Origin of the sequence: Paracoccus lichenicola, assembly GCF_009708075.1 — a bacterium.
GTDB classification, from domain to species: Bacteria; Pseudomonadota; Alphaproteobacteria; order Rhodobacterales; family Rhodobacteraceae; genus Paracoccus; species Paracoccus lichenicola.
In genome coordinates this window covers 1-20,732 of sequence record NZ_WMBT01000018.1, presented here as the reverse complement: position 1 = coordinate 20,732, position 20,732 = coordinate 1, and the positions used below count along the sequence as shown (strand labels likewise).

At 67.7% G+C, this 20,732-nt stretch carries 21 protein-coding genes; 11 read left to right on the top strand and 10 right to left on the bottom strand.

The features are described 5' to 3' along the window. Positions 1-5: 5 nt before the first annotated feature. Positions 6-1,403: a cbb3-type cytochrome c oxidase subunit I gene (locus GIY56_RS16425; protein ID WP_154765949.1), complete on the bottom strand. Its 1,398-nt coding sequence runs from the start codon at positions 1,401-1,403 to the stop codon at positions 6-8. Positions 1,404-1,415: 12 nt separating this feature from the next. Then, the gene (locus GIY56_RS16420) at positions 1,416-1,868 is read right to left on the bottom strand and encodes a c-type cytochrome (protein ID WP_154765948.1); all 453 of its coding nucleotides are present in this window, start codon (positions 1,866-1,868) and stop codon (positions 1,416-1,418) included. 133 nt (positions 1,869-2,001) lie between these two features. Here GIY56_RS16420 and GIY56_RS16415 point away from each other — a divergent pair, with 133 nt between their 5' ends. Both GIY56_RS16415 and glyA read left to right on the top strand, forming a co-directional pair. Continuing rightward, positions 2,002-2,229, top strand: coding sequence for a hypothetical protein (locus tag GIY56_RS16415; protein WP_154765947.1), 228 nt, complete (start codon positions 2,002-2,004; stop codon positions 2,227-2,229). A gap of 111 nt (positions 2,230-2,340) precedes the next feature. Next, positions 2,341-3,606, top strand: coding sequence for a serine hydroxymethyltransferase (gene glyA / locus GIY56_RS16410; protein WP_154765946.1), 1,266 nt, complete (start codon positions 2,341-2,343; stop codon positions 3,604-3,606). 54 nt (positions 3,607-3,660) lie between these two features. Here the strand turns inward: glyA and GIY56_RS16405 are convergent, their stop codons facing one another. The 5 genes from GIY56_RS16405 to GIY56_RS16390 form a co-directional block, all read right to left on the bottom strand. Continuing rightward, positions 3,661-4,749 (bottom strand): Hint domain-containing protein, encoded by a 1,089-nt coding sequence (locus tag GIY56_RS16405; RefSeq protein ID WP_230312585.1) that lies wholly within the window; start codon positions 4,747-4,749, stop codon positions 3,661-3,663. A gap of 287 nt (positions 4,750-5,036) precedes the next feature. Continuing rightward, entirely contained in the window at positions 5,037-8,318 is a 3,282-nt protein-coding gene (locus GIY56_RS16400) for a PAS domain S-box protein (protein WP_196053672.1), read from the bottom strand. A gap of 171 nt (positions 8,319-8,489) precedes the next feature. After that, the gene (locus GIY56_RS18800; protein WP_268866588.1) at positions 8,490-8,618 is read right to left on the bottom strand and encodes a hypothetical protein; all 129 of its coding nucleotides are present in this window, start codon (positions 8,616-8,618) and stop codon (positions 8,490-8,492) included. Positions 8,619-8,697: 79 nt separating this feature from the next. Further along, positions 8,698-9,099, bottom strand: a complete 402-nt coding sequence (locus tag GIY56_RS16395) for a DUF983 domain-containing protein (RefSeq protein ID WP_154765944.1) — start codon at positions 9,097-9,099, stop codon at positions 8,698-8,700. Between the two features lie 149 nt (positions 9,100-9,248). Further along, entirely contained in the window at positions 9,249-10,619 is a 1,371-nt protein-coding gene (locus GIY56_RS16390) for an aminotransferase-like domain-containing protein (protein WP_328288580.1), read from the bottom strand. Positions 10,620-10,885: 266 nt separating this feature from the next. Here GIY56_RS16390 and GIY56_RS16385 point away from each other — a divergent pair, with 266 nt between their 5' ends. The 8 genes from GIY56_RS16385 (at position 10,886) to GIY56_RS16350 (ending at position 17,424) form a co-directional block, all read left to right on the top strand. After that, on the top strand, positions 10,886-11,368 hold the full coding sequence (locus GIY56_RS16385) for an MSMEG_0572/Sll0783 family nitrogen starvation response protein (protein ID WP_154765942.1): 483 nt from the start codon (positions 10,886-10,888) through the stop codon (positions 11,366-11,368). Positions 11,369-11,432: 64 nt separating this feature from the next. Beyond that, positions 11,433-12,419 carry a Nit6803 family nitrilase gene (locus tag GIY56_RS16380; RefSeq protein WP_154765941.1) on the top strand — a complete coding sequence of 329 codons (987 nt, stop codon included), beginning with the start codon at positions 11,433-11,435 and terminating at the stop codon, positions 12,417-12,419. Continuing rightward, entirely contained in the window at positions 12,412-13,539 is a 1,128-nt protein-coding gene (locus GIY56_RS16375) for an MSMEG_0568 family radical SAM protein (RefSeq protein WP_154765940.1), read from the top strand. Before GIY56_RS16380 ends, GIY56_RS16375 begins: the two co-directional genes overlap by 8 nt. Continuing rightward, a complete protein-coding gene (locus tag GIY56_RS16370) occupies positions 13,536-14,072 on the top strand; it encodes an MSMEG_0567/Sll0786 family nitrogen starvation N-acetyltransferase (RefSeq protein ID WP_154765939.1) in 537 nt (178 codons plus the stop codon). The genes GIY56_RS16375 and GIY56_RS16370 overlap by 4 nt, the downstream gene beginning before the upstream one ends. Before the next feature lie 2 nt (positions 14,073-14,074). Continuing rightward, positions 14,075-15,043, top strand: coding sequence for a sll0787 family AIR synthase-like protein (locus GIY56_RS16365; protein WP_154765938.1), 969 nt, complete (start codon positions 14,075-14,077; stop codon positions 15,041-15,043). After that, positions 15,036-15,314: an MSMEG_0570 family nitrogen starvation response protein gene (locus tag GIY56_RS16360; protein ID WP_154765937.1), complete on the top strand. Its 279-nt coding sequence runs from the start codon at positions 15,036-15,038 to the stop codon at positions 15,312-15,314. The genes GIY56_RS16365 and GIY56_RS16360 overlap by 8 nt, the downstream gene beginning before the upstream one ends. 23 nt (positions 15,315-15,337) lie before the next feature. Next, entirely contained in the window at positions 15,338-16,591 is a 1,254-nt protein-coding gene (locus GIY56_RS16355) for an MSMEG_0569 family flavin-dependent oxidoreductase (RefSeq protein ID WP_154765936.1), read from the top strand. Further along, positions 16,588-17,424 (top strand): Pnap_2097 family protein, encoded by an 837-nt coding sequence (locus tag GIY56_RS16350; RefSeq protein ID WP_230312584.1) that lies wholly within the window; start codon positions 16,588-16,590, stop codon positions 17,422-17,424. The genes GIY56_RS16355 and GIY56_RS16350 overlap by 4 nt, the downstream gene beginning before the upstream one ends. Here the strand turns inward: GIY56_RS16350 and GIY56_RS16345 are convergent. Both GIY56_RS16345 and GIY56_RS16340 read right to left on the bottom strand, forming a co-directional pair. Beyond that, positions 17,414-18,973: an MJ1477/TM1410 family putative glycoside hydrolase gene (locus GIY56_RS16345; protein ID WP_154765935.1), complete on the bottom strand. Its 1,560-nt coding sequence runs from the start codon at positions 18,971-18,973 to the stop codon at positions 17,414-17,416. The genes GIY56_RS16350 and GIY56_RS16345 overlap by 11 nt on opposite strands. 15 nt (positions 18,974-18,988) lie before the next feature. Further along, positions 18,989-19,489 (bottom strand): hypothetical protein, encoded by a 501-nt coding sequence (locus GIY56_RS16340; RefSeq protein ID WP_154765934.1) that lies wholly within the window; start codon positions 19,487-19,489, stop codon positions 18,989-18,991. A gap of 44 nt (positions 19,490-19,533) precedes the next feature. Between GIY56_RS16340 and GIY56_RS16335 the strand changes: the two genes are divergently transcribed. After that, a complete protein-coding gene (locus GIY56_RS16335) occupies positions 19,534-20,463 on the top strand; it encodes an ATP-grasp fold amidoligase family protein (RefSeq protein ID WP_196053671.1) in 930 nt (309 codons plus the stop codon). A gap of 58 nt (positions 20,464-20,521) precedes the next feature. On the opposite strand, the gene GIY56_RS18635 is transcribed toward GIY56_RS16335, so the two are convergent. Beyond that, the coding region (locus tag GIY56_RS18635; RefSeq protein ID WP_230312583.1) for a hypothetical protein at positions 20,522-20,732 on the bottom strand (211 nt) is incomplete at its 5' end.

The following is a 20,732-nucleotide window of genomic DNA, read 5'->3' as shown; positions in this document are numbered from 1 at the left end:
CGTCATCACTCCGCGGCGATCTGGTCGGGGTTGCGGGCCAGGCGGTCGCGTTCCAGCGGGCCGGGGCGGACCACCTCGCGGCGCGGGAAGGCCACCGCATAGATGAACAGGAAGGCCCCAATCACCACCGCCACGCCCGATCCGAAGCGCATCCAGTAGAACAGCGCAAGCTGGTCCTGCACCTCCATGTAGCCCATGCCCATGACGCGCTGCAGGTGCGTCTGCACGGTGCCCGCGAAGGTCAGGGTGAAGGTCATGAACAGCATCCCCCCCGACATCAGCCAGAAGGACGACATGTTCAGCACCTGGTTATAGGGATCGCGCTTGCGCAGGATCGGCATGGCATAGGAAAACAGCGCCAGGTTGAGGCAGACATAGGCGCCGTAGAAGGCCAGGTGCGCGTGCGCCGCCGTGACCTGGGTGCCGTGGGTGTAATAGTTCACCCCGTGCAGCGTGTGCAGGAACCCCCACACGCCCGCGCCGAAGAAGGCCAGCGTGGCGCAGCCCAGCGACCACAGCAGCGCGGCCTTGTTGGGATGGTCGCGGCGCCCTTTCCAGACCATCACGAAGGCAAAGGACATCATGGCGAAGAACGGCACCACCTCGAAGGACGAGAAGATCGAGCCGATCCACTGCCAGTATCCGGGCGTCCCGATCCAGAAGTAATGGTGGCCGGTCCCCAGGATCCCTGAGAACATCGCGGTGGCGACGATGACGTACAGCCACTTTTCCACCACCTCGCGATCGACGCCCGTCAGCTTGAGCATCAAAAAGCCCAGGATCGCGGCCATGATCAGTTCCCACACGCCTTCGACCCACAGGTGGATCACGTACCACCAGTATTGCTTGTCGAGGCCCAGGTTCGACGGGTTGTAGAAGGCGAACAGGAACAACAGCGCCAGCCCCCACAGCCCGATCAGCAGGATGGAACTGATGACGGTCTTGCGGCCCTTCAGCACCGTCATGGTGACGTTGAACAAGAAGATCAGCGCGGCCACGACGATGCCCACCTTGACCCAGGTCGGCTGTTCCAGGAATTCGCGCCCCTGGGTGCCCACGAACCAGTTGCCCTGCCACGGGTTGATCAGATAGGTGGCGACCGCCCCGAAGGTGCCCACCACCAGGATGAACAGTTGCAGATAGGCCAGGAAGGGCGAATGGATCTCGCGCTCGGCCTCCTCGGGGATCAGGAAATAGGCGGCGCCGAAGAAGCCGGTCAGCAGCCAGACGACCAGGGCGTTGGTGTGGACCATCCGGCCCACGTTGAAGGGCAGGATTTCGGACAGGAAGTTCGGCTGGACATAGATATAGCCGATCACCAGCCCCATCGTCACCTGCGCGGCGAACAGGGTCAGGGCCACGGTGATATAGGCCAGGGCGATCTTTTGCGTTTGGTATTTCATGGTGCTTTCCAATCAACCGGCATCGTTGGGGGGCCAGTCCTGGGTGCGGATCTTGTCGGTCCACAACAGGAAGTCGGTGACTTCGCGGATTTCCTCGTCCGTCAGGTCGAACTGCGGCATCTGGCGGCGCCCCTCGATGCCCGACGGCTGCGCCTCCATCCAGGCCTTCATCACCTCGAAGGCGGACTCGGGGTCGTCCTGGACGCCCCAGCGGGTCATCACGTTGCCCAGTTCGGGGGCGAAATAGGCGCCCTCGCCCAAGATCGAATGGCAGTTGACGCAGGCGTGGCGTTCCCAGAGGTGCTTGCCGCTGGCGACGCTGGCGGTCAGCGGCGCGTCGTTGGTGGACACGTTCACGATGTACCAATGGCTGTGGATGGACAGCCCGATGAAGATGAGAATGAAGAACAGCGACCCGCCGTAGAAGATGTTCCGGGCCATGCTCTTCGTCAGGACTTCGCGCATGGCGAGGGTTCTCCCGAAGCTGTTTCGATGGATCCCATCAGTGCCGTGCCGGGGCAGGGGGATCCTTGTCGAAAGTCAAGGAAGCGGCCACAAAGATGGCCCATCAGGGGGCCATCAGATCGGGGGGACCGCGATGGACGACCGCTGGCCGGTGTGGAAGCTGGCGCTTTTGCTGTATGTCTTCGCCACGGGCGCGGTGGCGATCAACCTGTTCATGCTGGGGCTGATCGGCCAGGCCCTGGGCCTGGACGCGCTGTCGCCGGTCATGGCGCTGGCCCTGTCGGTGCCGCTTGGCATCCCCGCCGCCTGGCTGGCCGGACGGTGGGTGCGAAGCCTGCTGGACCAGGCGGCGGACCCCTAGGCGCCCCGTGACGTGAACATTCCGGTCCGGTGTCGCAACGATACCGCCCGCCCGCGCGGCAAGGGTGTAGAACCGTCCCAAGCCCTTCAACCCCCCCAAGGGAGATGACCGATGCTCGACACCAAGACGCCCGGATTGACGGATGATGCCGTGGCCCACGCCATCGCCCGCGAACTGGCCCGCCAGCAGGACCAGATCGAACTGATCGCGTCCGAGAACATCGTCAGCCGCGACGTGCTGATCGCGCAAGGATCCGTCCTGACGAACAAGTATGCCGAGGGCTATCCCGGCAAGCGGTATTACGGCGGCTGCGAATTCGTGGACGAGGTCGAGGACATCGCCCGCGACCGCCTCAAGCAGCTGTTCGGCGCGGCGCATGTGAACGTCCAGCCCCATTCGGGCGCGCAGGCCAACCAGGCGGTGTTCCTGGCGCTGTTGCAACCCGGCGACACCATCATGGGCCTGTCGCTCGCCCATGGCGGGCACCTGACGCATGGATCGCCCGTCACCATGTCGGGCAAGTGGTTCAAGGTCGTGTCCTACGAGGTCGAACCCGACACCCACCTGATCGACATGGCCAAGGTCCGCGCGAAGGCCCTGGCCGAGAAACCCAAGCTGATCGTGGCGGGCGCATCCGCCTATCCGCGCGTCATCGACTTTGCCGCCTTCCGCGCCATCGCGGACGAGGTGGGCGCCTGGCTGATGGTGGACATGGCCCATTACGCGGGGCTGATCGCGGCGGGCGAATATCCGAACCCAGTGCCGCACGCCCATGTCGTGACCTCGACCACGCACAAAACCCTGCGCGGCCCGCGCGGCGGCGTGATCCTGACCGATGACGAGGGGCTGGCGAAAAAGCTGAACTCGGCGGTGTTTCCCGGCAACCAGGGCGGTCCCTTGATGCACGTGATCGCCGCCAAGGCCGTGGCCTTCGGCGAGGCGCTGGACCCGTCCTTCAAGGACTATGCCCGCGCTGTCGTCGCCAACGCCCGCGCGCTGGCCGACACGCTGGCGGGGGGCGGCGTCGGCATCGTTTCGGGCGGCACCGACTGCCACATGGTGCTGTGCGACCTGCGCCCCCTGGGCGTGACCGGCAAGGCGGCCGAGATCGCGCTGGAACGGGCGGCCCTGACCTGCAACAAGAACGCGATCCCCTTCGACCCGGAAAAGCCCTTCGTCACCTCGGGCATCCGCCTGGGCAGCTCGGCAGGCACCACCCGCGGCTTCGGCGAGGCCGAGTTCCGCCAGATCGGCCAGATGATCCTGCGCGTGCTGCGCGCCCTTGGCGCGAACCCGGACGGCGACGGGGCGGTCGAGGCCGAGGTCCGCGCCCAGGTCAAGGCGATGTGCGACCGCTTCCCGATCTATCGGGACTGACGCCCGCGCGGGCAGGCCCACCCCTTGGGGGACGGACCTGCCCGAAGGCTTGCCTTAAAGGGCGCCCACCAGGGGCTTCTGGTGCTGCAGGTGGCGCGAGACCAGCTTGCGACCCATGCGGCCCGAGACCAGCATCCGCGCGCCCTGCGGTTCAAGGTCGGCGTCGCGCAGTTCGGGGAAGATCGCGAAGATCTCCTCCAGCGCGGCGGCACCCACCGACTTGATCGCCTCGGGACCGGTGAACAGGGACTCGGCCTCGGCGCCGTTGGCGAAGACGACCTCGTGGCGGTCGAACAGCATGTGGAAGTATTCGACGCCCCTGGCCTCGTCGCGGATGTCCACGCCGTCAAGCTGCAACAGCTGCTTGGCCGCGACCAGGACCTCGTTCGTGCCGAACATCGTCCGCGCCACCTTCGAGCGCACGAGGATGCGGTGCTGCGGCGACACCACCAGATCCGCGGCGGGGGTGTCCTGGCCCAGGGCGCCGGCCTTGATGCGGATCGGGCGCATGTGGGCGTTGCGCCGCAGCGCCGCCGCGGACAGCACGCGGCTGCCCATCCAGCGGATCGGCCGCGCGCCGTTGTCCCGGGTCAGGACAAGATCGCCGACCCGCAGATCCTCGATCGCGCGGGGACCTTCGGGCGTTTCCAGCAGGGTGCCGCGGGTGAAGCACAGGGGGGCGTTCACGTTGAAGTCCCAGCCAGCGGCTTGCGTTGACAGGTTCACCGCCAGAATGCTTCCGACACCCCCCAGCAATCCGCTGGGCGCGTCGCTATAGGGAAAGATGACGATGGACTCGGTCGTTCCAAGCGCCGTGACGCGGTCCGCGACGATCACGTCATGCGACCCGCCCAAGGCGGCCGTATAGGTGCCCGTGCCCCGCATCGTGTAGGTGTAGGTCTCGTTGGGACCGCTGAGCACCGATTTCGCCGTCCGCGAGATCGTGAAGGTTTCGCCGACGTTCAGAACGTTGTCGCTGCCGGCCGGGGTCGTGATCTGGCTGGTGAACGGGGGCGCGAAAGGCCCGGTTCCCGGTCCCGCGTTGGTCGTGCCGAGGATGTTGAGGTTGACCAGTCCGGTTTCGCCGATCCTGATGAGGCCAGTGCCGCGGATATAGTCCGCGTTGGCATAGTTGATGGGCATGTTCCAAAAGTCTCCATGAGGTGAGCATGAACAGATCACCAGGCACCGGCAGGGGCCGGGACACGGTAGCTTTCCGATATGCGGGAGGAGCGGAGGCGCGATCCTATCCCAGCAGACGCACCCGGAAGGGCGCAAGATCGAGGGCAACAAGATACGCGGTCACGGAACAAGGGCCGGCACGGCATGGCGCCGGCCCTGGTCCAGTCTAGAAGGAGGATTGACCCCGTTGCAACTTTCAATCGCAACGGGGTCCCGCTTTTTTCGCCACGCCGCGGCCTTGGCCGGCGTCACCCCTCGGGGTTTCCCTGGCTCGAGAACGCCACGTCCAGCGTCGAGGACACGGGCACGACGATGGTGCAGCGCACGCCCTCGGGGGCCATCTCGTAAAGGGTCTCGGCGCCAAGCTGGTAGGGCAGCGCGCGTTCGATGAGTTCGCGTCCATAGCCGCGCCGCCTTGCCCCGGGCTGACCGTTCCCGGCGCGATCGGGGGATGCGCCCGGATCGGCCGCGCGCGGCCGCGTTTCCCGCCAGTCCACCCGCAACCGCCCCTCGGTCCCCTTGCCGGGGACAAGGCGCCACCGGACCTCGAGCTGGCCGCCGGGCCGGGACAGGGCGCCGTATTTCAGCGCGTTGGTCGTCAGTTCGTGCAGCGCCAGGGCAAAGGTCTGCACCGTCGCCGACCGCAGCCGGATGCCCCCCGGTCCTTCAAGGCTGATGGCCGTGCCGTGGCTTTCCCCGTCAAGCACGCCATGGGCGGCAAGTTCCGTCTGCAACAGCTGGTCGAAGGTGATGCGGGCGCCGTCTTCAAGGCGGGACAGAAGCCCGTTGACCCGGCCCAGGGCGTCCAGCCGCGGGCGGAAGCGGTCGCCGAAGTCTTTCAGCGTGTCCGAGGTCGCCAGCGTCCGTTCGGTGATCGCCTTGACCACGCCCACCAGGTTGCGCGAGCGGTGCTGCAGTTCGGCCACCAGCACCTGCAGGCGTTCCTGCAACTCCACCTCCTCGGTGGCGTCATGGGCGATGCCGCCGATGCGCTGCACGCGGCCCTCGGCATCGACAAGGGGAAAGTCGGTGTTGCGGATGCGGCGGATCTGCCCGTCGCCCCGCAGGACGCGGAAGCTGTGCAGCACGGGTTCGCCGTCCCGGACCCTGCGCACCGTTTCCAGGACCTTCTCGCGATCCTCGGGGACGATCATCTCGATCCAGCGGCGGATGTGGTTGCCGCCCAGAACGTCGCCGATCCTCGTTCCATAGACCGCCTCGAAGGCGGGGCTGACATATTCGAAGGCCAGGCTGTCGCGGTCCCGGATCCACAGCACGTCCGCCGAAGCCTCGCCGAACTGGCGGAAACGCGCCTCGCTTTCGCGCAACGCGGCCTCGACCGCCCGCCGCGCGGTTACGTCCTGGCCCACCTTGAGAAAGCCCGTGACGGTGCCGTCGGATGCCGTCAGCGGCCGGTCCACCCCTTCGATGAAGACCCGCGTGCCGTCCTTGCGCAGATGCCAGCGCACGTTGGGGGCGTGGCCCTTTTCGCGGGCTTCCTGCCGCTCTTTCTCGGGGACGCCGTTCGCGCGGTCCTCGGGCGTGAAGGTCATGTCCATCAGCTGCCCCACGGCCTCGTGCGCGGACCAGCCGAAGACCGCCTCGGCCCCGGCGGGCCATGTCTCGATCCGCCCCTCCAGGTCGGTGGTGAAGATGGCATGGTCGCGCGCCGTCTCGACGATGGTGCGGAACCGCTCCTCGCTTTGGCGCAGGCGGTCCTCGGCCTCGCGCCGCTCGGTGATGTCCAGCACGAACTCGACCACCTCCTCGCCGATCCGGCGCGCCGCGAACAGCCCCCACCAGCGAGAGCCGTCCTTGCGGACATAGGGCTTTTCATAGGGGGTGCTCTCGCCCCGGGTCAGCACCTCCTCGACCGCCCGGCGCGACGCCTCGTGGAACTCGGGCGGGGTGAACTCGGCCCAGGTCTTGCCGAATGCCTCGTCACGGGTAAAGCCGGTCATGCGCAAAAGGGCGTCGTTCATGTCGATCAGCAGATAATCCTTGCTCCAGAACATCACGCCGACGGTCTGGATCCTGAAGGCCTCGGACAGGCGCGCCTCGCTGACGCGCAGCGCCGTTTCCGCGCGGGCGCGCACCAGATCGGCCCACAGCCGCTCCGCGACCTCCTGCACCAGGGCTGCGTCGTCATCGCTCCAGCGGCGCGGGGCGTCCTGGTGGACGGACAGGGTCCCCACCAGGGCGCCGCCGACGACCAGGGGAACGCCAAGCAGCGCCCCGACGCCCCGTTCGGCAAGGGCGGCCAGATCCGGGCGCGCCCCCGCGGGGGCGCGCGTATCCTCGACCTGCACGGTCCGGCCCGCGCGAAGATCGTCCAGGATCGGGCCTTCGCGGTCCTTTGGCCCCATCCCCGCCGGAAAGGGCCTCGTGCCGTCGGCACGCCATTCGTGGACGATGTCCGCCGCGCCCCCCGCCTTGTAGAATTCCGAGAACAGGATCCGGGACGCGCCCAGATGCCTGCCCAGCAGGCCGGCTGCGGCCCGGATCATGCCGTCCTCGTCATCCTGGACACGCAGGGCGTCACCCAGGGCCAGCAGGAACGCCTGCCGCGCCTCGCGTTCGCGCAGGGCCGCCTCGGCCCGGGTTGCGGCGTCGATGTCCATGATGATCGACACCGCGCCCGTGACCCGGCCCTGCGCATCCACAAGCGGCACCGCGGCGACGTTGGTCCAGATCTCGTCGCCGGAGTCGTCGGTATAAAGGAACCTGATCCCCGGCAGGCAGCGCTCTGCACGCAGCGCGCGCGCCACGGGATAGTCGTGGGGGGCGATCGGCCTGCCCTTGTCGTCGGAGGCCCGCCAGCGCCAGCCCCGGTCCAGGTCGCGCGACGGGATCCGCCGGCTGGGGATGAAGCGGTCCCAGGCAAGGTTCGACAGCAGGACCTGCCCGTCGGTGCCCAGAAGCGCCAGCCCCATGGGCAGCACTTCCAGCATGGCCGTGCGCAGCCGCTGGCTTTCCTCCAGTTGCTCGAACAGCGTCCGATAGCGCGCCTCGCTTTCGCGAAGCCGGGCCTCGGTCGCCTTGCGGGCGTGCTCTGCCTGCACCCGGGCCGTGGTCTCGCGGACGATGAACAGCACCCCCTCGACCCGGCCCGCCGTCCGCACCGGCGTGCAGGTCAAGTCGAACCAGCCCTCGGGCCGCGCGCCGCCGGGCGACCGAAGGTGCCGGTCGCGCATCTCCGCCTCCTCGCCGGACCAGGCCCGCTCGAACAGCGGCTCCCACGTTGGCCGCAGGTCCGCCCAGGTTTCGCGGGCCGGACGGCCCAGGGCCGCCGGATGGCGCTGCCCGATGCTTCGGGCGCAGGCGTCGTTATAGATCGCGACCCCGCCGCGGCCCCACATCAGGCACATCACCATGCCCGAGCCGAGCATCAGGTCCACCATCGTCCTGAGACTGGCCGGCCAGCCCCCCAGCGGTCCCAGGGCAGTGGCCGCCCAGTCATGCTCGCGGATCAGGCGGGCCATCCCGCCGGGACCGGGGGGCCAGGGCGGGGCGGCATCGGTCGGCACCATGGACCCCTCCTTGCTGACGCTGGACTCCAGGGAAAGGAACAAGGACACAAGGCGCAATGTTCCCGGGACCTCCCGGAATTCACCCGGTCGGCCCTGAGGCGCCATCGGCGCGGCACGGGCAAGGCGGCCGCCCGAAAGCGGCCTTCCGGCTTGGGCCGGATCGCCGGTCCGTCAGTGCCAGGTCACGACATAGGGACCAAGGCAATAGCGGCGCGCGGTGACGTTGCCGCGTTCGTCCACGACGGAAAAGACACCGACGGTCCAGGCAAGGGGGTTGGAAGCAAAGCTGATCACGGGCATGGGGCAATCCCTGGTTCCGGTTCCGGCAACCCAACAACCGTTCCCCATGATCGGGTTCCGTCCCCGCCGGATCGGCAGGTCAGACCTCTGCCTTGGCCTGGAAGCCGTGCATCCCCTTGAACCATTGCAGCGCGACGAACATGCCCTTGACCGGCGGCAGCATCGCCAGCGACAGCGCGATGCAAAGTGTCCCCAGCAGCGCCGCGACCAGCGCGGGCCTGTCGCCCAGCAGCGTGAACATCACCGGCAGCGAGAAGCCGACAAGGTGGGCGACGACCAGGACCACGACATAGGCCGGTCCGTCGTCGGCCCGCTGCGGCGTCAGGTCAAGCCCGCAACAATCGCATCGCGGCGCCACCTTCAGATAGCCGGAAAACACCCGGCCCTCGCCGCAGCGCGGGCATCGGAGGCGCGCGCCGCGCACCAGCGCGGGCTTCATGCTGGCGCCATGCTGCGGAAGGATTTCCGGTTTCTTCGACATCCTGACGGGGTCCTGTTCGTGATGGGCGGATTTCGCGTGTCCGGGCACTATAGCGGGTCATCCGGGAAATTGAATGCAGAAATGTCCCGTCTTGTATGCATCCGTCCGGGACGGATCGTCACATGCGGAGGGGATGTCCCCTTGGCCGTTCACCCCATCCAGCCGCCGCCCGACAGGGTGTTGGCCATGAACAGCAGGCTGGCCTGCAGGTCGCTGCGGGTGATCGCGCCGCCCAGGCAGACCCGGACATGCTCGTCCGCCTCGCCCGTTACGGTGAAGGCGTCCGAGGGCATCAGCCCGACATGCCGCCCGGCCATGCGTCCCATCAATTCCGCCCGGCCCGCGCCTTCGGGCAGGCTCAGCCAGATGTTGAAGGCGTTCGGATCCGCGCGGAACTCGAAACCCGCGAAGATGCCGGCGGCGATCTTCTGGCGCGCGGCGCTTTCGGTGCGGACGAAATGCCGGATGCGGTCGGCCGTCCCGTCCTCGATCCAGCGGGTCGTCAGCGCGGCGCAGATCGGCGACGGCATGACCGAGATCGCCCGCAGCGCCTGGCCCAGGGCAAAGGCGGACCGGGCGTCCGGGGCCACCACATAGGCCAGACGCAGCCCGGCCCCGATGCATTTGGCAAGCCCGCCGATATGCCATGTCAGCCCCGGCGCCAGCGTGGCGAAGGGCGGCGGCGGCGAGGCGGGGATGAAGCCGTAGGCATCGTCCTCGATCAGGGGCAGGCGGTGGCGGATCAGCACCTCGGCGATCTGCATCCGCCGTGCCTGCGGGATCGTCAGGGTGGTGGGATTGTGCAGCGTCGGGTTCAGGTACAGCGCCTTGGGCGCGCGCTGCCGGATCAGTTCGTCCAGGTCGGCGGGAACGATGCCGTCCCCGTCCATCGGGACGCCCACCAGCCGCAGGTTCAGCCGGGCGGCGATGGCGCGCAGGCCGGGATAGGTGATCGCCTCGCACAGCACGATGTCGCCGGGGCGGGCCAGCATGGACAGGATGGCCGTCATCGTCGCATGGGCGCCCGGCGTGATCGCCATCCGCTCCAGGCTGGGCACCATGCCGCGCTTGGACAGCCAGGACGAGGCCGCGGACTTGTCGCGCTCGCTGCCGGTGGTGGACTGATAGCGCAGCAGCGATGTCAGGTTGGCCGACACCGCGCGCAGGCCGTCGCTCATCCGCTCCAGAAGCTCCTTGTCCTCGGGTTCGGGGGGCATGTTCATGGACAGGTCCTCGTCCCGCCCCCGCTGCGGATCGGGCGCCTCGGAGGCGGGCGCGCTGGCGCGCACGAAGGTGCCCCGGCCGACATGGCTTTCGACCAGGCGGCGGGCCGCCGCCTCGGCATAGGCGCGGCTGACGGTGGTAAAGTCGATCCGCAGCCGCTCGGCCAGCTTGCGCTGCGGCGGCAGCCGGTCGCCGGCGGCCAGGTCGCCCGACCTGACGGCGGCGCCGATCGCATCCGCGATCTGCAGATAGCGCGGCTTGCCGCTGTCGTTCAGCGACGGGGTCCAGTCCTTCACGTGATTCTCTTTCCTGCGGTGAACGAAGGCGCGATTGTTTCCTGTTGTATGGACGCCGGACGCAGGCGCAAGCATCCGGCAACGCCCGCCGCCGGACCACCGTGCGCGTTCCGCCCGCTTTCTGATCGCCCCGGCAAGGCAGATGATCGCGCGGCAGGCATCAATCCGATGGTCACACCGAATATTGTATGCATATTGCACTGATCATTGTTCGCATGTCCCCGCCATGCATCCTGATTCGTATCCCACCCACAGGAGCGAACAGGATGCCCCAAGTCACGCAAGCGGCACACAAGGACGGCGATTATTTCGTCGATTACGACAGCAAGGTCTTCGAGGACGTGAAGGCCGATCCGGGCGAAAAGGCCCTGCTGACCTTCCACACGGTCGCCTTTGAAGGTTCGATCGGGCTGGTCAACATCCTCAACGCCATCCGCCTGCAGCGCAAGGGGTACGAGACCTCGATCCTGCTCTACGGTCCCGGCGTCACCCTGGGCATCCAGCGCGGCTTTCCCAAGCTGGGCGACGAGGCCTTTCCCGGCCACCTGAACTTCAACAAGAACCTGGACCGCTTCATGAAGGAAGGCGGCAACGTCTATGCCTGCCGCTTCGCGCTGCAGGCGCTTTACGGCCATGGCGAGCCGTCCCTGATCCCCGGCATCATCCCGATCCAGCCGCAGGACGTGCTGGACTGCATCCTTCTGCACAAGAAGGCCAATGCCCTGATCATCGATACCTGGACCGTCTGACCGCCCCTTCGGCGCGCCCGACCGGCGCGCCGCGACCGCTGCCGCCACCCGGAAGGCCAAGCCCATGCCCCCCACCACCGTCCGCGCCGCCGCCGTCCAGATCGCCCCCGACCTCGCGTCGCGCGCGGGGACGGTCGAACGGGTGCTGAACGCCATCGCCGAGGCCGCCGGCAAGGGGGCCGAGCTGATCGTGTTTCCCGAAACCTTCGTGCCCTGGTATCCCTATTTCAGCTTCGTGCTGCCGCCGATGCTGCAAGGGCCGGAACACCTGCGCCTTTACGAGGAAGCCGTGACGGTCCCCTCGGCCGAGACGCGGGCCGTGGCCGAGGCCGCGCGCAAGCGGGGCGCGGTGATCGTGCTGGGCGTGAACGAACGCGACCACGGCTCGCTCTACAACACGCAACTGATCTTCGACGCCGACGGGTCGCTGAAGCTGAAGCGGCGCAAGATCACGCCCACCTATCATGAACGCATGATCTGGGGCCAGGGCGACGGTGCGGGCCTGACGGTGGTCGAAACCGCCGTGGGCCGGATGGGCGCCCTGGCCTGCTGGGAGCATTACAACCCCCTGGCCCGCTATGCGCTGATGGCCCAGCACGAGGAAATCCATGCCTCGCACTTTCCCGGCAGCCTGGTCGGGCCGATCTTCGGCGAACAGATCGAGGTGACGATGCGCCATCACGCGCTGGAATCGGGCTGCTTCGTCGTCAATGCGACGGGCTGGCTGTCCGAGGAGCAGATCGCCTCGATCCATCCCGATCCGGCGCTGCAAAGGGGCCTGCGCGACGGCTGCATGACCTGCATCATCACCCCCGAGGGCCGCCATGTCGTCCCGCCGCTGACCGGCGGCGAGGGCATCCTGATCGGCGACCTGGACATGCGGCTGATCGCCAAGCGCAAGCGGATGATGGACGCGGTGGGCCATTACGCGCGCCCCGAACTGCTGCACCTGGTCCAGGACGCGCGCCCCGCGCAGCCCCTGCGCCGGATCCTGCCCGAGCCTGCCCCCGACCTGCCCATGTTCAGCGAAAGCGAGGCCAGCGATGCGTGACCTGACAATGCCCAGCGATGCCGATCCGGCGCTGGTGAACGAGTTGCAGACGCGGGGAATGCGGCTGGTCGATCCCCGGGCGGGCCATGAAAGCCGGCGCGGCGGGGCCGGGCCGTCGGACCACAAGGCGGTCAGCTTCGGCGACCGGACGGTGATGATCCCGGTCCATACCGCGCCCGCCTTCGACAGCCCCTATCTGGTCGATGCGCCCGACGGCGCGGGCCAGTCCCGCATCACCCGCAACGGGGTCGAGGTCGCCCGCGTCCGGTTTCCGGACCGGCCCAGGTTCTATGACCTGAAGACGGCGGACGGCATCCCCTACAACCAGATCGCGGTGCTGCACGGGCGCGACGTGCTGGCGACCACCGTGCTGCAGACCTGCATCCGCTATGAATCCCGCAGGAAGACCTGCCGGTTCTGCTCGATCGGGCAAAGCCTTGCCGCCGGGCGCACCATCGCGCGCAAGACCCCCGAACAGCTGGCCGAGGTCGCCAGGGCGGCGGTCGAACTGGACGGCGTCACCCACATGGTGCTGACCACCGGCACCCCGCCCGGTCCCGACCGGGGCGCGGCGGTCCTGGCCGACAGCGCCCGCGCCATCAAGGCGGCCGTGGACCTGCCCATCCAGGCGCAATGCGAGCCGCCCGAGGACGATGCCTGGCACGGGCGCATGAAGGATGCGGGCGTCGATACGCTGGGGATGCACCTCGAGGCGGTGACGCCCGCCGTCCGCGCCCGGATCATGCCCGGCAAGGCCTCGGTGCCGCTGGAGAAGTATTTTTCCAGCTTCCGCGCGGCTGTCGGGGTGTTCGGCCGCGGCCAGGTCTCGACCTATATCCTGGCGGGGATGGGCGACACGGCCGAGGCGATCCTGCAGATGTCGCAAAGGCTGGTCGACATCGGCGTTTATCCCTTTGTCGTGCCCTTCGTGCCGATCTCGGGCACGCCCATGGAAAGCCATCCGGCGCCCGATGCGGGCTTCATGGCGTCCGTGCTGGAACCGTTGTCGCGAATCGTCGTCGCGGGCGGAATGCGGGCCGGCGACATCAAGGCGGGCTGCGGCAAGTGCGGCGCCTGTTCGGCGCTGTCCACCTATGAAAAGCTGCGGGCGCGGGCATGAGCGATCTGAACCATTCCGCCTTCGTCAGCCCCGAATTCCTGATCCGCGCCGCGACCGAGACCTGGCAGATGACCGGCGCCGCCCGCCTGCGCCACCGCGTCTTTGTCGAGGAACAGGCGATCTTCACCGGCCACGACCGCGACGCCATCGACCGAAAGGCGCTGACGCTGGTTGCCATCTCGACCCTGGCGGGCGAACCGGCCGAGGTGGTGGGCACGGTCCGCATCCACCGATCCGCGCCGGGGGTCTGGTGGGGATCGCGGCTGGCGGTCGCCCCCGATTACCGCCGCGTCGGGCGGCTTGGGGCCGAGCTGATCCGGCTGGCCGTCTCGACCGCGAACGGCCAGGGCTGCGTGCAGTTCAACGCCCATGTGCAGGCCCGGAACGAGGGGCTGTTCCGCCGCCTGCACTGGCAACCCCTCGCCACGGTCGATCTGCACGGCGTCCCGCATGTCCACATGCAGGCCTCATTGCCCCATTACCCCGCCATCCCGGACCCCGCGATCGGCTGGTCCGCCCGCAGCCGGAGGTGAGCATGGACGTGGCCGCCATCGCGCAGGCGCTTGCCGCCCATCCCTCGATCCGGGGCAAGGGGGACATCGCGGCAGCCGCCCGGATGCTGGACCTGTGGGCCGCGGCAACGGGGCAGCCGGGCGACGATGCCGCGGCCCTGCCCGACGGCGCGGGCGGATGGGACCTGCTGGCGGGCGAGGGTTTCGTGCCCGCCTTCGTCGCCGACGATCCCTGGTTCGCGGGCTGGTGCGGGGTCATGGTGAACCTGTCCGACATCGCGGCCATGGGCGGCCGGGCCACCGCGCTGCTGGATGCCGTCTGGGCGCCTGACGCCGACGCGGCGGCCCCGCTGCTGCGGGGGCTGCGCGATGCCGCGGCGGCTTACGGCGTGCCCATCGTCGGCGGCCATACCAACCTGCGCAGCCCGGCGCTGAACCTGTCGGTCAGCGTGACGGGCAAGGCGCGGGCGCTGATTTCCAGCTTCGCGGCCCGGCCCGGCGACCTGCTGGTCGCGGCCATCGACCATCGCGGCGCGTATCGCAACTTCGACAATTTCTGCGCCGCGCTGGACGCGCCGCACCACCGCCTGCGCGGCGACCTGGCGCTGTTGCCCGACCTGGCCGAGGCCGGGCTGGCCGATGCCGGCAAGGACATCAGCCAGGGCGGCATCGCGGGCACGGCCCTGATGCTGGCGGAATGTTCGGGCTGCGGCTTCGCCATCGACCTGGATGCCGTTCCCGTGCCGCCCGGAATCCCCATCGAACGCTGGCTGCGCAGCTTTCCTAGCTTCGGCTTCCTGCTGTCGGTCCGGCCCCATCATGCCGCCGCCGTCTGCGACCGCTTCGCCGCGCGCGGCATCATCGCCGCCGCCATCGGCACGGCCATCGCCGCCCCGCGCATCGACCTGCGCAGCGGGGACGCGGCCGCCCCCTTCTGGGACCATGGCGAACGGCCCTATCTCGACCTCATGCCGGAACGCGCCAATGCCTGAAGTCCGCTTCACCATCCGCTGGCCCGACGGGGCCGAGGAATGCTGCTATTCTCCCTCGACCGCGATCACCCGTCACCTTCGGCCGGGCGTGGCCTATCCCCTGGAAGCGTTCCTGTCGCGCGCCCGCGCCGGCCTGTCCGAGGCATCGGACCGGGTGGCCGCCCGATACGGCTTTGCCTGTTCGGCGGCCATGGACCAGCTTGCCCGGATCGAGGCGCGCGCGGCCACCCAGCAACCGGGCGGGCAGGTCACCTGCCTGTCCATGTCCTGACCCCCTTTCCGAAAGGATCAGCCATGACGGCCAATCCCGTCCCGCATCTTCCCGTGATCATCGTCGGCGGCGGCCAGGCCGGCCTGTCGGTCAGCTGGCACCTGTGCGCCGAAGGCATCGAGCATCTGGTGCTGGAACGCGCGGCCCGCTTTGAAAGCTGGCGCCGCAACCGCTGGGACAGCTTTTGCCTGGTGACGCCCAACTGGCAATGCCGCCTGCCCGGCTGGCCGTATCGCGGTCCCGATCCCGACGGCTTCATGGCCCGGGACGAGATCGTCGCATACCTGGACGGCTTTGCCGACAGCTTCCATCCCCCCCTGCGCGAGGGGGTGGAGGTGACCCGGATCACCCGGCAGGGCGCGGGCTGGCTGGTCCAGACCGGCACCGGCGATTTCACCGCCGACCAGGTGGTCATCGCGACCGGCGGGTATGACAGCCCCGTCGTGCCGCCCTATGCCGCCGACCTGGACCCTTCCATCGTCCAGATGCATTCGCGCGACTATCGCAATCCGGGCCAGTTGCCCGACGGCGGCACGCTGATCGTGGGCACCGGCCAGTCGGGCGTGCAACTGATGGACGATCTTCATCTGCAAGGCCGCCCGGTCCACCTGGCCGTCGGTCCCGCCCCGCGCAGTCCACGCAAGTACCGGGGCCGCGACGCGACCGACTGGCTGTACGACGCGGGCCATTACGCAGTCACCATCGACCGCCACCCCGATCCGGTCAAGGCGCTGACGCAGACCAACCACTACATGTCGGGGCGCGACGGCGGCAAGGAAATCGACCTGCGCCGCTATGCCCTGGACGGCGTGCGGCTTTACGGATCGGTGGCGGGCGGGGCGGGAACGCGGCTGGACTTCCTGCCGGATCTGGAACGGAACCTGGACGACGCGGACCGCAGCTACCAGGGCATCCGCAACCAGATCGACGCCTGGATCGCAGCCCAGGGCATCGACGCCCCCATCGAGCCGCCCTTCGAGAAGGTCTGGCGTCCCGAACGCGAGACCACGCGGATCGACCTTGCGGCCGAGGGGATCACGGCGATCATCTGGGCCATCGGGTTCCGCCCCGATTACTCCTGGCTGGAGGCCGACTGCTTCGACAGCCGCGGCCATCCGCAGTTCAGGCGCGGGGTGACGGCGGTGCCGGGGCTTTACTTCATCGGCCTGGGCTGGCTGAACACCTGGGGTTCGGGCCGCTTCCTGGGCATCGACGAGGACAGCCGGTATCTGGCCGAACGGATCGCCGCCCGCCAGCGCGCCGGGCTGGCCGCATGACCCCCGCGCGCGCCCTGCCCGACGATCTGCCGGACCTGGGGGAAAGCCATGTCCTCGGCATGGCCGAGATGGGCTATCGCGGCCTGTCCGAGCAGTGGCTGATGCGGCGGGCGGGCGATCTGCACTGGCGGCTGATCGCCCAGGCCATTGGCCAGCGCGAGGCCGTCTTTGCCTGCGCCGACGGCCAGCCGCTGTATGCCGCCTTTTGCGTCACCAGCCTGCGGATCGAAAGCCCCGCCCTGCCGCGGTTGGGACAAAGGCTTCAGCTGTCCGCCCGGTTGTGGCGGATCGGGCGCAGCCGGTTGGGATCCGTGCAGACGATCCATGTCCAGGGCCGGACCGTCGGCTGCATCCGGCTTGTGTCCAGCTTTGTGGGGCGCGGCAGGCCTGGATGCAACCGTTCGATCGTGCGGCGGGCGCCCCGCGCCATGGCGCTGCCGCCCGAGGCGCCGGCCGACCTGGCCGCGCTGGCGCAGCGTGGAGCGCGGCTGGCGGCCGCGCCGGACAAGCCCGGGATGACGGACCGCCAGGAAACGGTCCTGCCCTGCCCCGCCACCGACTTCAATGCCGCGGGGCTGCTCTATTTCCCAAGCTTTGCCGCCCTGACGGACCGGGTCGATTTCGCGTCGGGGGGCGGCCCGGATCGCATGATCCTGGCGCGCGACGTGGTTTATTTCGGCAATGCCCAACCGGGCGAAGCCCTGACGATAGGCTTTCGCGACCGGCCATGCGGTCATCTGGCCCTGGTCGCAGGACCGGGGGATCGCCCGCTGGCCTGCCTGCGCAGCCGCTTTGCGGTTCCTGACCGGGGCGACGATCCCGTCACAGGATGAAATCGCCGGCCGTCAGGGCGTGAAGCCCCGTCAGCTCGATCTCGAACTCGGCGGCGGCATCGGTGTCGGTGCTGCCCTGGATGATGGTGTTGCCGTCCTGCCGGACAAAGCGCAGCCCGCCGTTGGCGGTGGCCTGGTCGAAGGCCGCGGTGCCGATGAAGGTGAAGGCGTCGTTGCCGCCCGTCAGGGTTCTCGCGTCCATGGCCGAAAGGTCGATCCGCTCGGCCGCGACGTTCGGCTGGAAATCGGTGATCACGTCCCGCCGCCCTGCCCCCGGTCCCGTTCCGGCGGCAAAGGCGAACACGAAGCGGTCGGCGCCCGCGTCCCCCGCCAGCCTGTCATGGCCGCTGCCGCCGGACAGGGTGTCGCGGCCCCGGCCTCCGGACAGGGTGTCATGGCCGCCGTCCCCGGCAAGCCAGTCATGGCCGCTGCCGCCCTGCAGCACGTCGTTGCCTCCTCCGCCGCCGATCCGGTCGGCGCCGCCGCGTCCGTCGATCCGGTCATCGCCCCCAAGCCCGTCGATCCGGTCCTGCAGCGGCGATCCCCGCAGGATGTCGGCGCGGTCCGTGGGCCGCCGATAGGCGGGGGTGCCGTCGGGGGTGCCGGCCAGCCGGTCCAGGTCGCGGTCGGGCGCGGCATAAGGGATGAAGCCGTCCCGCGCGGCCTGCTTGTAGAAGCCCGCGACCAGCCTGGGATCGTCAAGATAGTCAACGGCAAGGACCGGCTTGCCTTCCGCAAGGAAATCCCTTTGCAGGACACGGATCTGGTCCCGGTCGGGCTTCAGGGGGTTGTTCTCGTCGGCGTTGCCGGGGCTGTAGAGGTCTTCCACCGCGATGCCGCCGATCGCATCCAGGAAGGCCGCGCGGCGCACGCTGTCGGAACCCAGGTCGTCCAGGATGAAGGCCCCGTTCTGCGGGATGACGAAGAAATCCGGGTTGGTTTCTCGCGCGTGGCCGGTCAGCGCGACGATGAAATCGACCATGCGCCGCGCCGCCTGCTGGTCGTTCGCCGGATCGCCCGCCTGCCTGTCACGGGCCGCGGCCTCGGTGCCCCAGAAGTAATAGGCGTCCACGATATCCAGATAGGCCGCGTCGAAGCCCGCCCTGACGATCGCGTCCAGATCCCCGGTGCCCGCATCGTTGAACAGAAGCGTCTGCCAATCCGGGTCCCAGTACCGCACCTTGCGCGATTCCGGCCAGTCGGGGTTCACCGGTCCCAGCCAGTCCGGCGCCCGGTCCGTCAGCCTGCCAAGGGCCGTGCCGTCCTTCGTCCAGCCCGCATTCCAGTAGTCGCGGAAATCCGACGCCTCGCCGATGGAAAGATACGAGGCGACAACGGACGGCCCGCCCATGCCGTCCTTCATCCGCGTGATCTCGGCTGCGGAAAAGCGCCCCGCATCCGTGCCGTCGCGCGAGGCATCGATGACCAGAAGATCATGCATGGCCGAGGACAGCAGGTCCGCGTCCAGCGGCTGTCCCCCCGGACCCTGAAGGACATAGCCCCAGGTCCGGACCGTGATGGAACCCGTGGACGTGTGAAACCTGGCCATGGCCGCGCCATCCGATCAGACCGACAGCACGAACCTAGCAAAGGACGGCAGCGGCAGAAAGCCGGATCGTCCGGCCCTTCCGAATATCCGGGGCCGAAAGCGGCCCAGCGATTCTCTCGGAAAAGGATCACGCGAAGGTCCGGTCCCCGTGCCCTTGTCCCCGATGCCTTGGACGGGCGCATCTGGCCAGGCAGCAGCCGGCCATGCATCTTCCCCGTGAATCAGGCGGCCGGGCTGATCGCGGCCCTTCACCGGATTTCCCGAACGGCGGTGCTTCTTGGCCGGCTTCAAGGTAAATACTTTCTGCCCCTTGATAATCTTCGATGCCTCCATCGTTTCAGGATCCTTTTCCGGCCCGGAAAAGCCGGCCGAAAATCCGTTTCCGGATGGTCCGGCTCTTGGGAACAGGGCAAGGGAGAACGGGCGCATCCGCAAGGTTGTATTGACATGCCCGGGAATGATCGCGACAAAGGCAGGGTTCAAGAAGAATTGACTTGCAACCTTACCCTGCTTCACGGAGCGTCATGCTCCGCTCTGTAAAAATCAAGGACAGAGCCGTCATGTCTGTATTCACCCCCCGGAAAGCCTGGAGCAAAGTTCGCAGGCATGCAGGACGGTTTTTCTGGAAGAAAGCCCGTGAAGTGCGTTCCGATTATGTTGCCGCCGTTCTTTTCCACATCATCCATCATAAGAGATTTTCCCTGCTGGTCGGACAAAACACCTTCAGTGAAAGGATAATGCTGCGCAACGCCAAGCCCGACCCGAGGTTTTCGATCCTGTCGGACAAGTACGAGGTCAGGGAATTCGTCCAAGGCATGATCGGTCCCGATCACCTTATTCCGGTGTACAAGGTCGTCGATGATCTGAAGGACCTCGATTTCACGTCCCTTCCCGACGCTTTCGTCATGAAGGCGACACACGGATCCAGATGGGTCAAGCTGGTGGAGGACAAGCACAAGGAAAATCCTGAAGACCTGAAGGCCCTGGCAGCATCCTGGCTTTCCCAAAGCTATTATCCGGCTTTCCGGGAAAGCCATTACAAGTCGATCAAGCCCAGAATAATCTTTGAAAGGCTTTTATTGCAGGATGGTCTGCCCGCGAATGACTATAAAATACATTGCTTCAGGAAAAACGGCAAGCTGACCCAGATCGTTCAGGTTCATTCGGACCGGTTCGGGCATCACAAGCTGAACCTGTTCACATCGGACTGGATGCCTCTCGACATCCGCCTGGTGCACGAGCGCGCCCCTGCCGAAACCGTCAAGAAACCTGCCCAGCTCGACGAGATGCTGGACATCGCAGATCGCCTGTCCACCGGCATCAACTATGTCAGGGTTGACCTCTACGAATCATCAGGCCAGGTGTTCTTCGGGGAACTTACCTTTACCCCCGGGGCCGGGCTGATGCGCTTGCAACCCCCGGACGCCGACCGTCAATGGGCGGCGCTTTTCGACAAGGACAATCACTCGGGATCGGCATTGGTGATGTGACCGCCCCGGCTCGGTCACAAGACCGCCGGGGGTTTGTCGGCGGCTTGACCTGTTCGGTTCAAGGGCCGCAATTGGAGATCAGACGAAGGCTCGCGGCCTTGACCTTGGGCGCAGCAATCGGCGGCCAGTTCCAGGGGAGCAATTCACCAGGACGGTTGTTCATGTGATGGATGCGATTCAGGACATCGGCAAGGCAAGCCGAGTAATGAGCGAAAGTTGGTGATGCCCTGAGGGGCGGCATATCATGGCGGTGTTCACGCGCCGTCAAT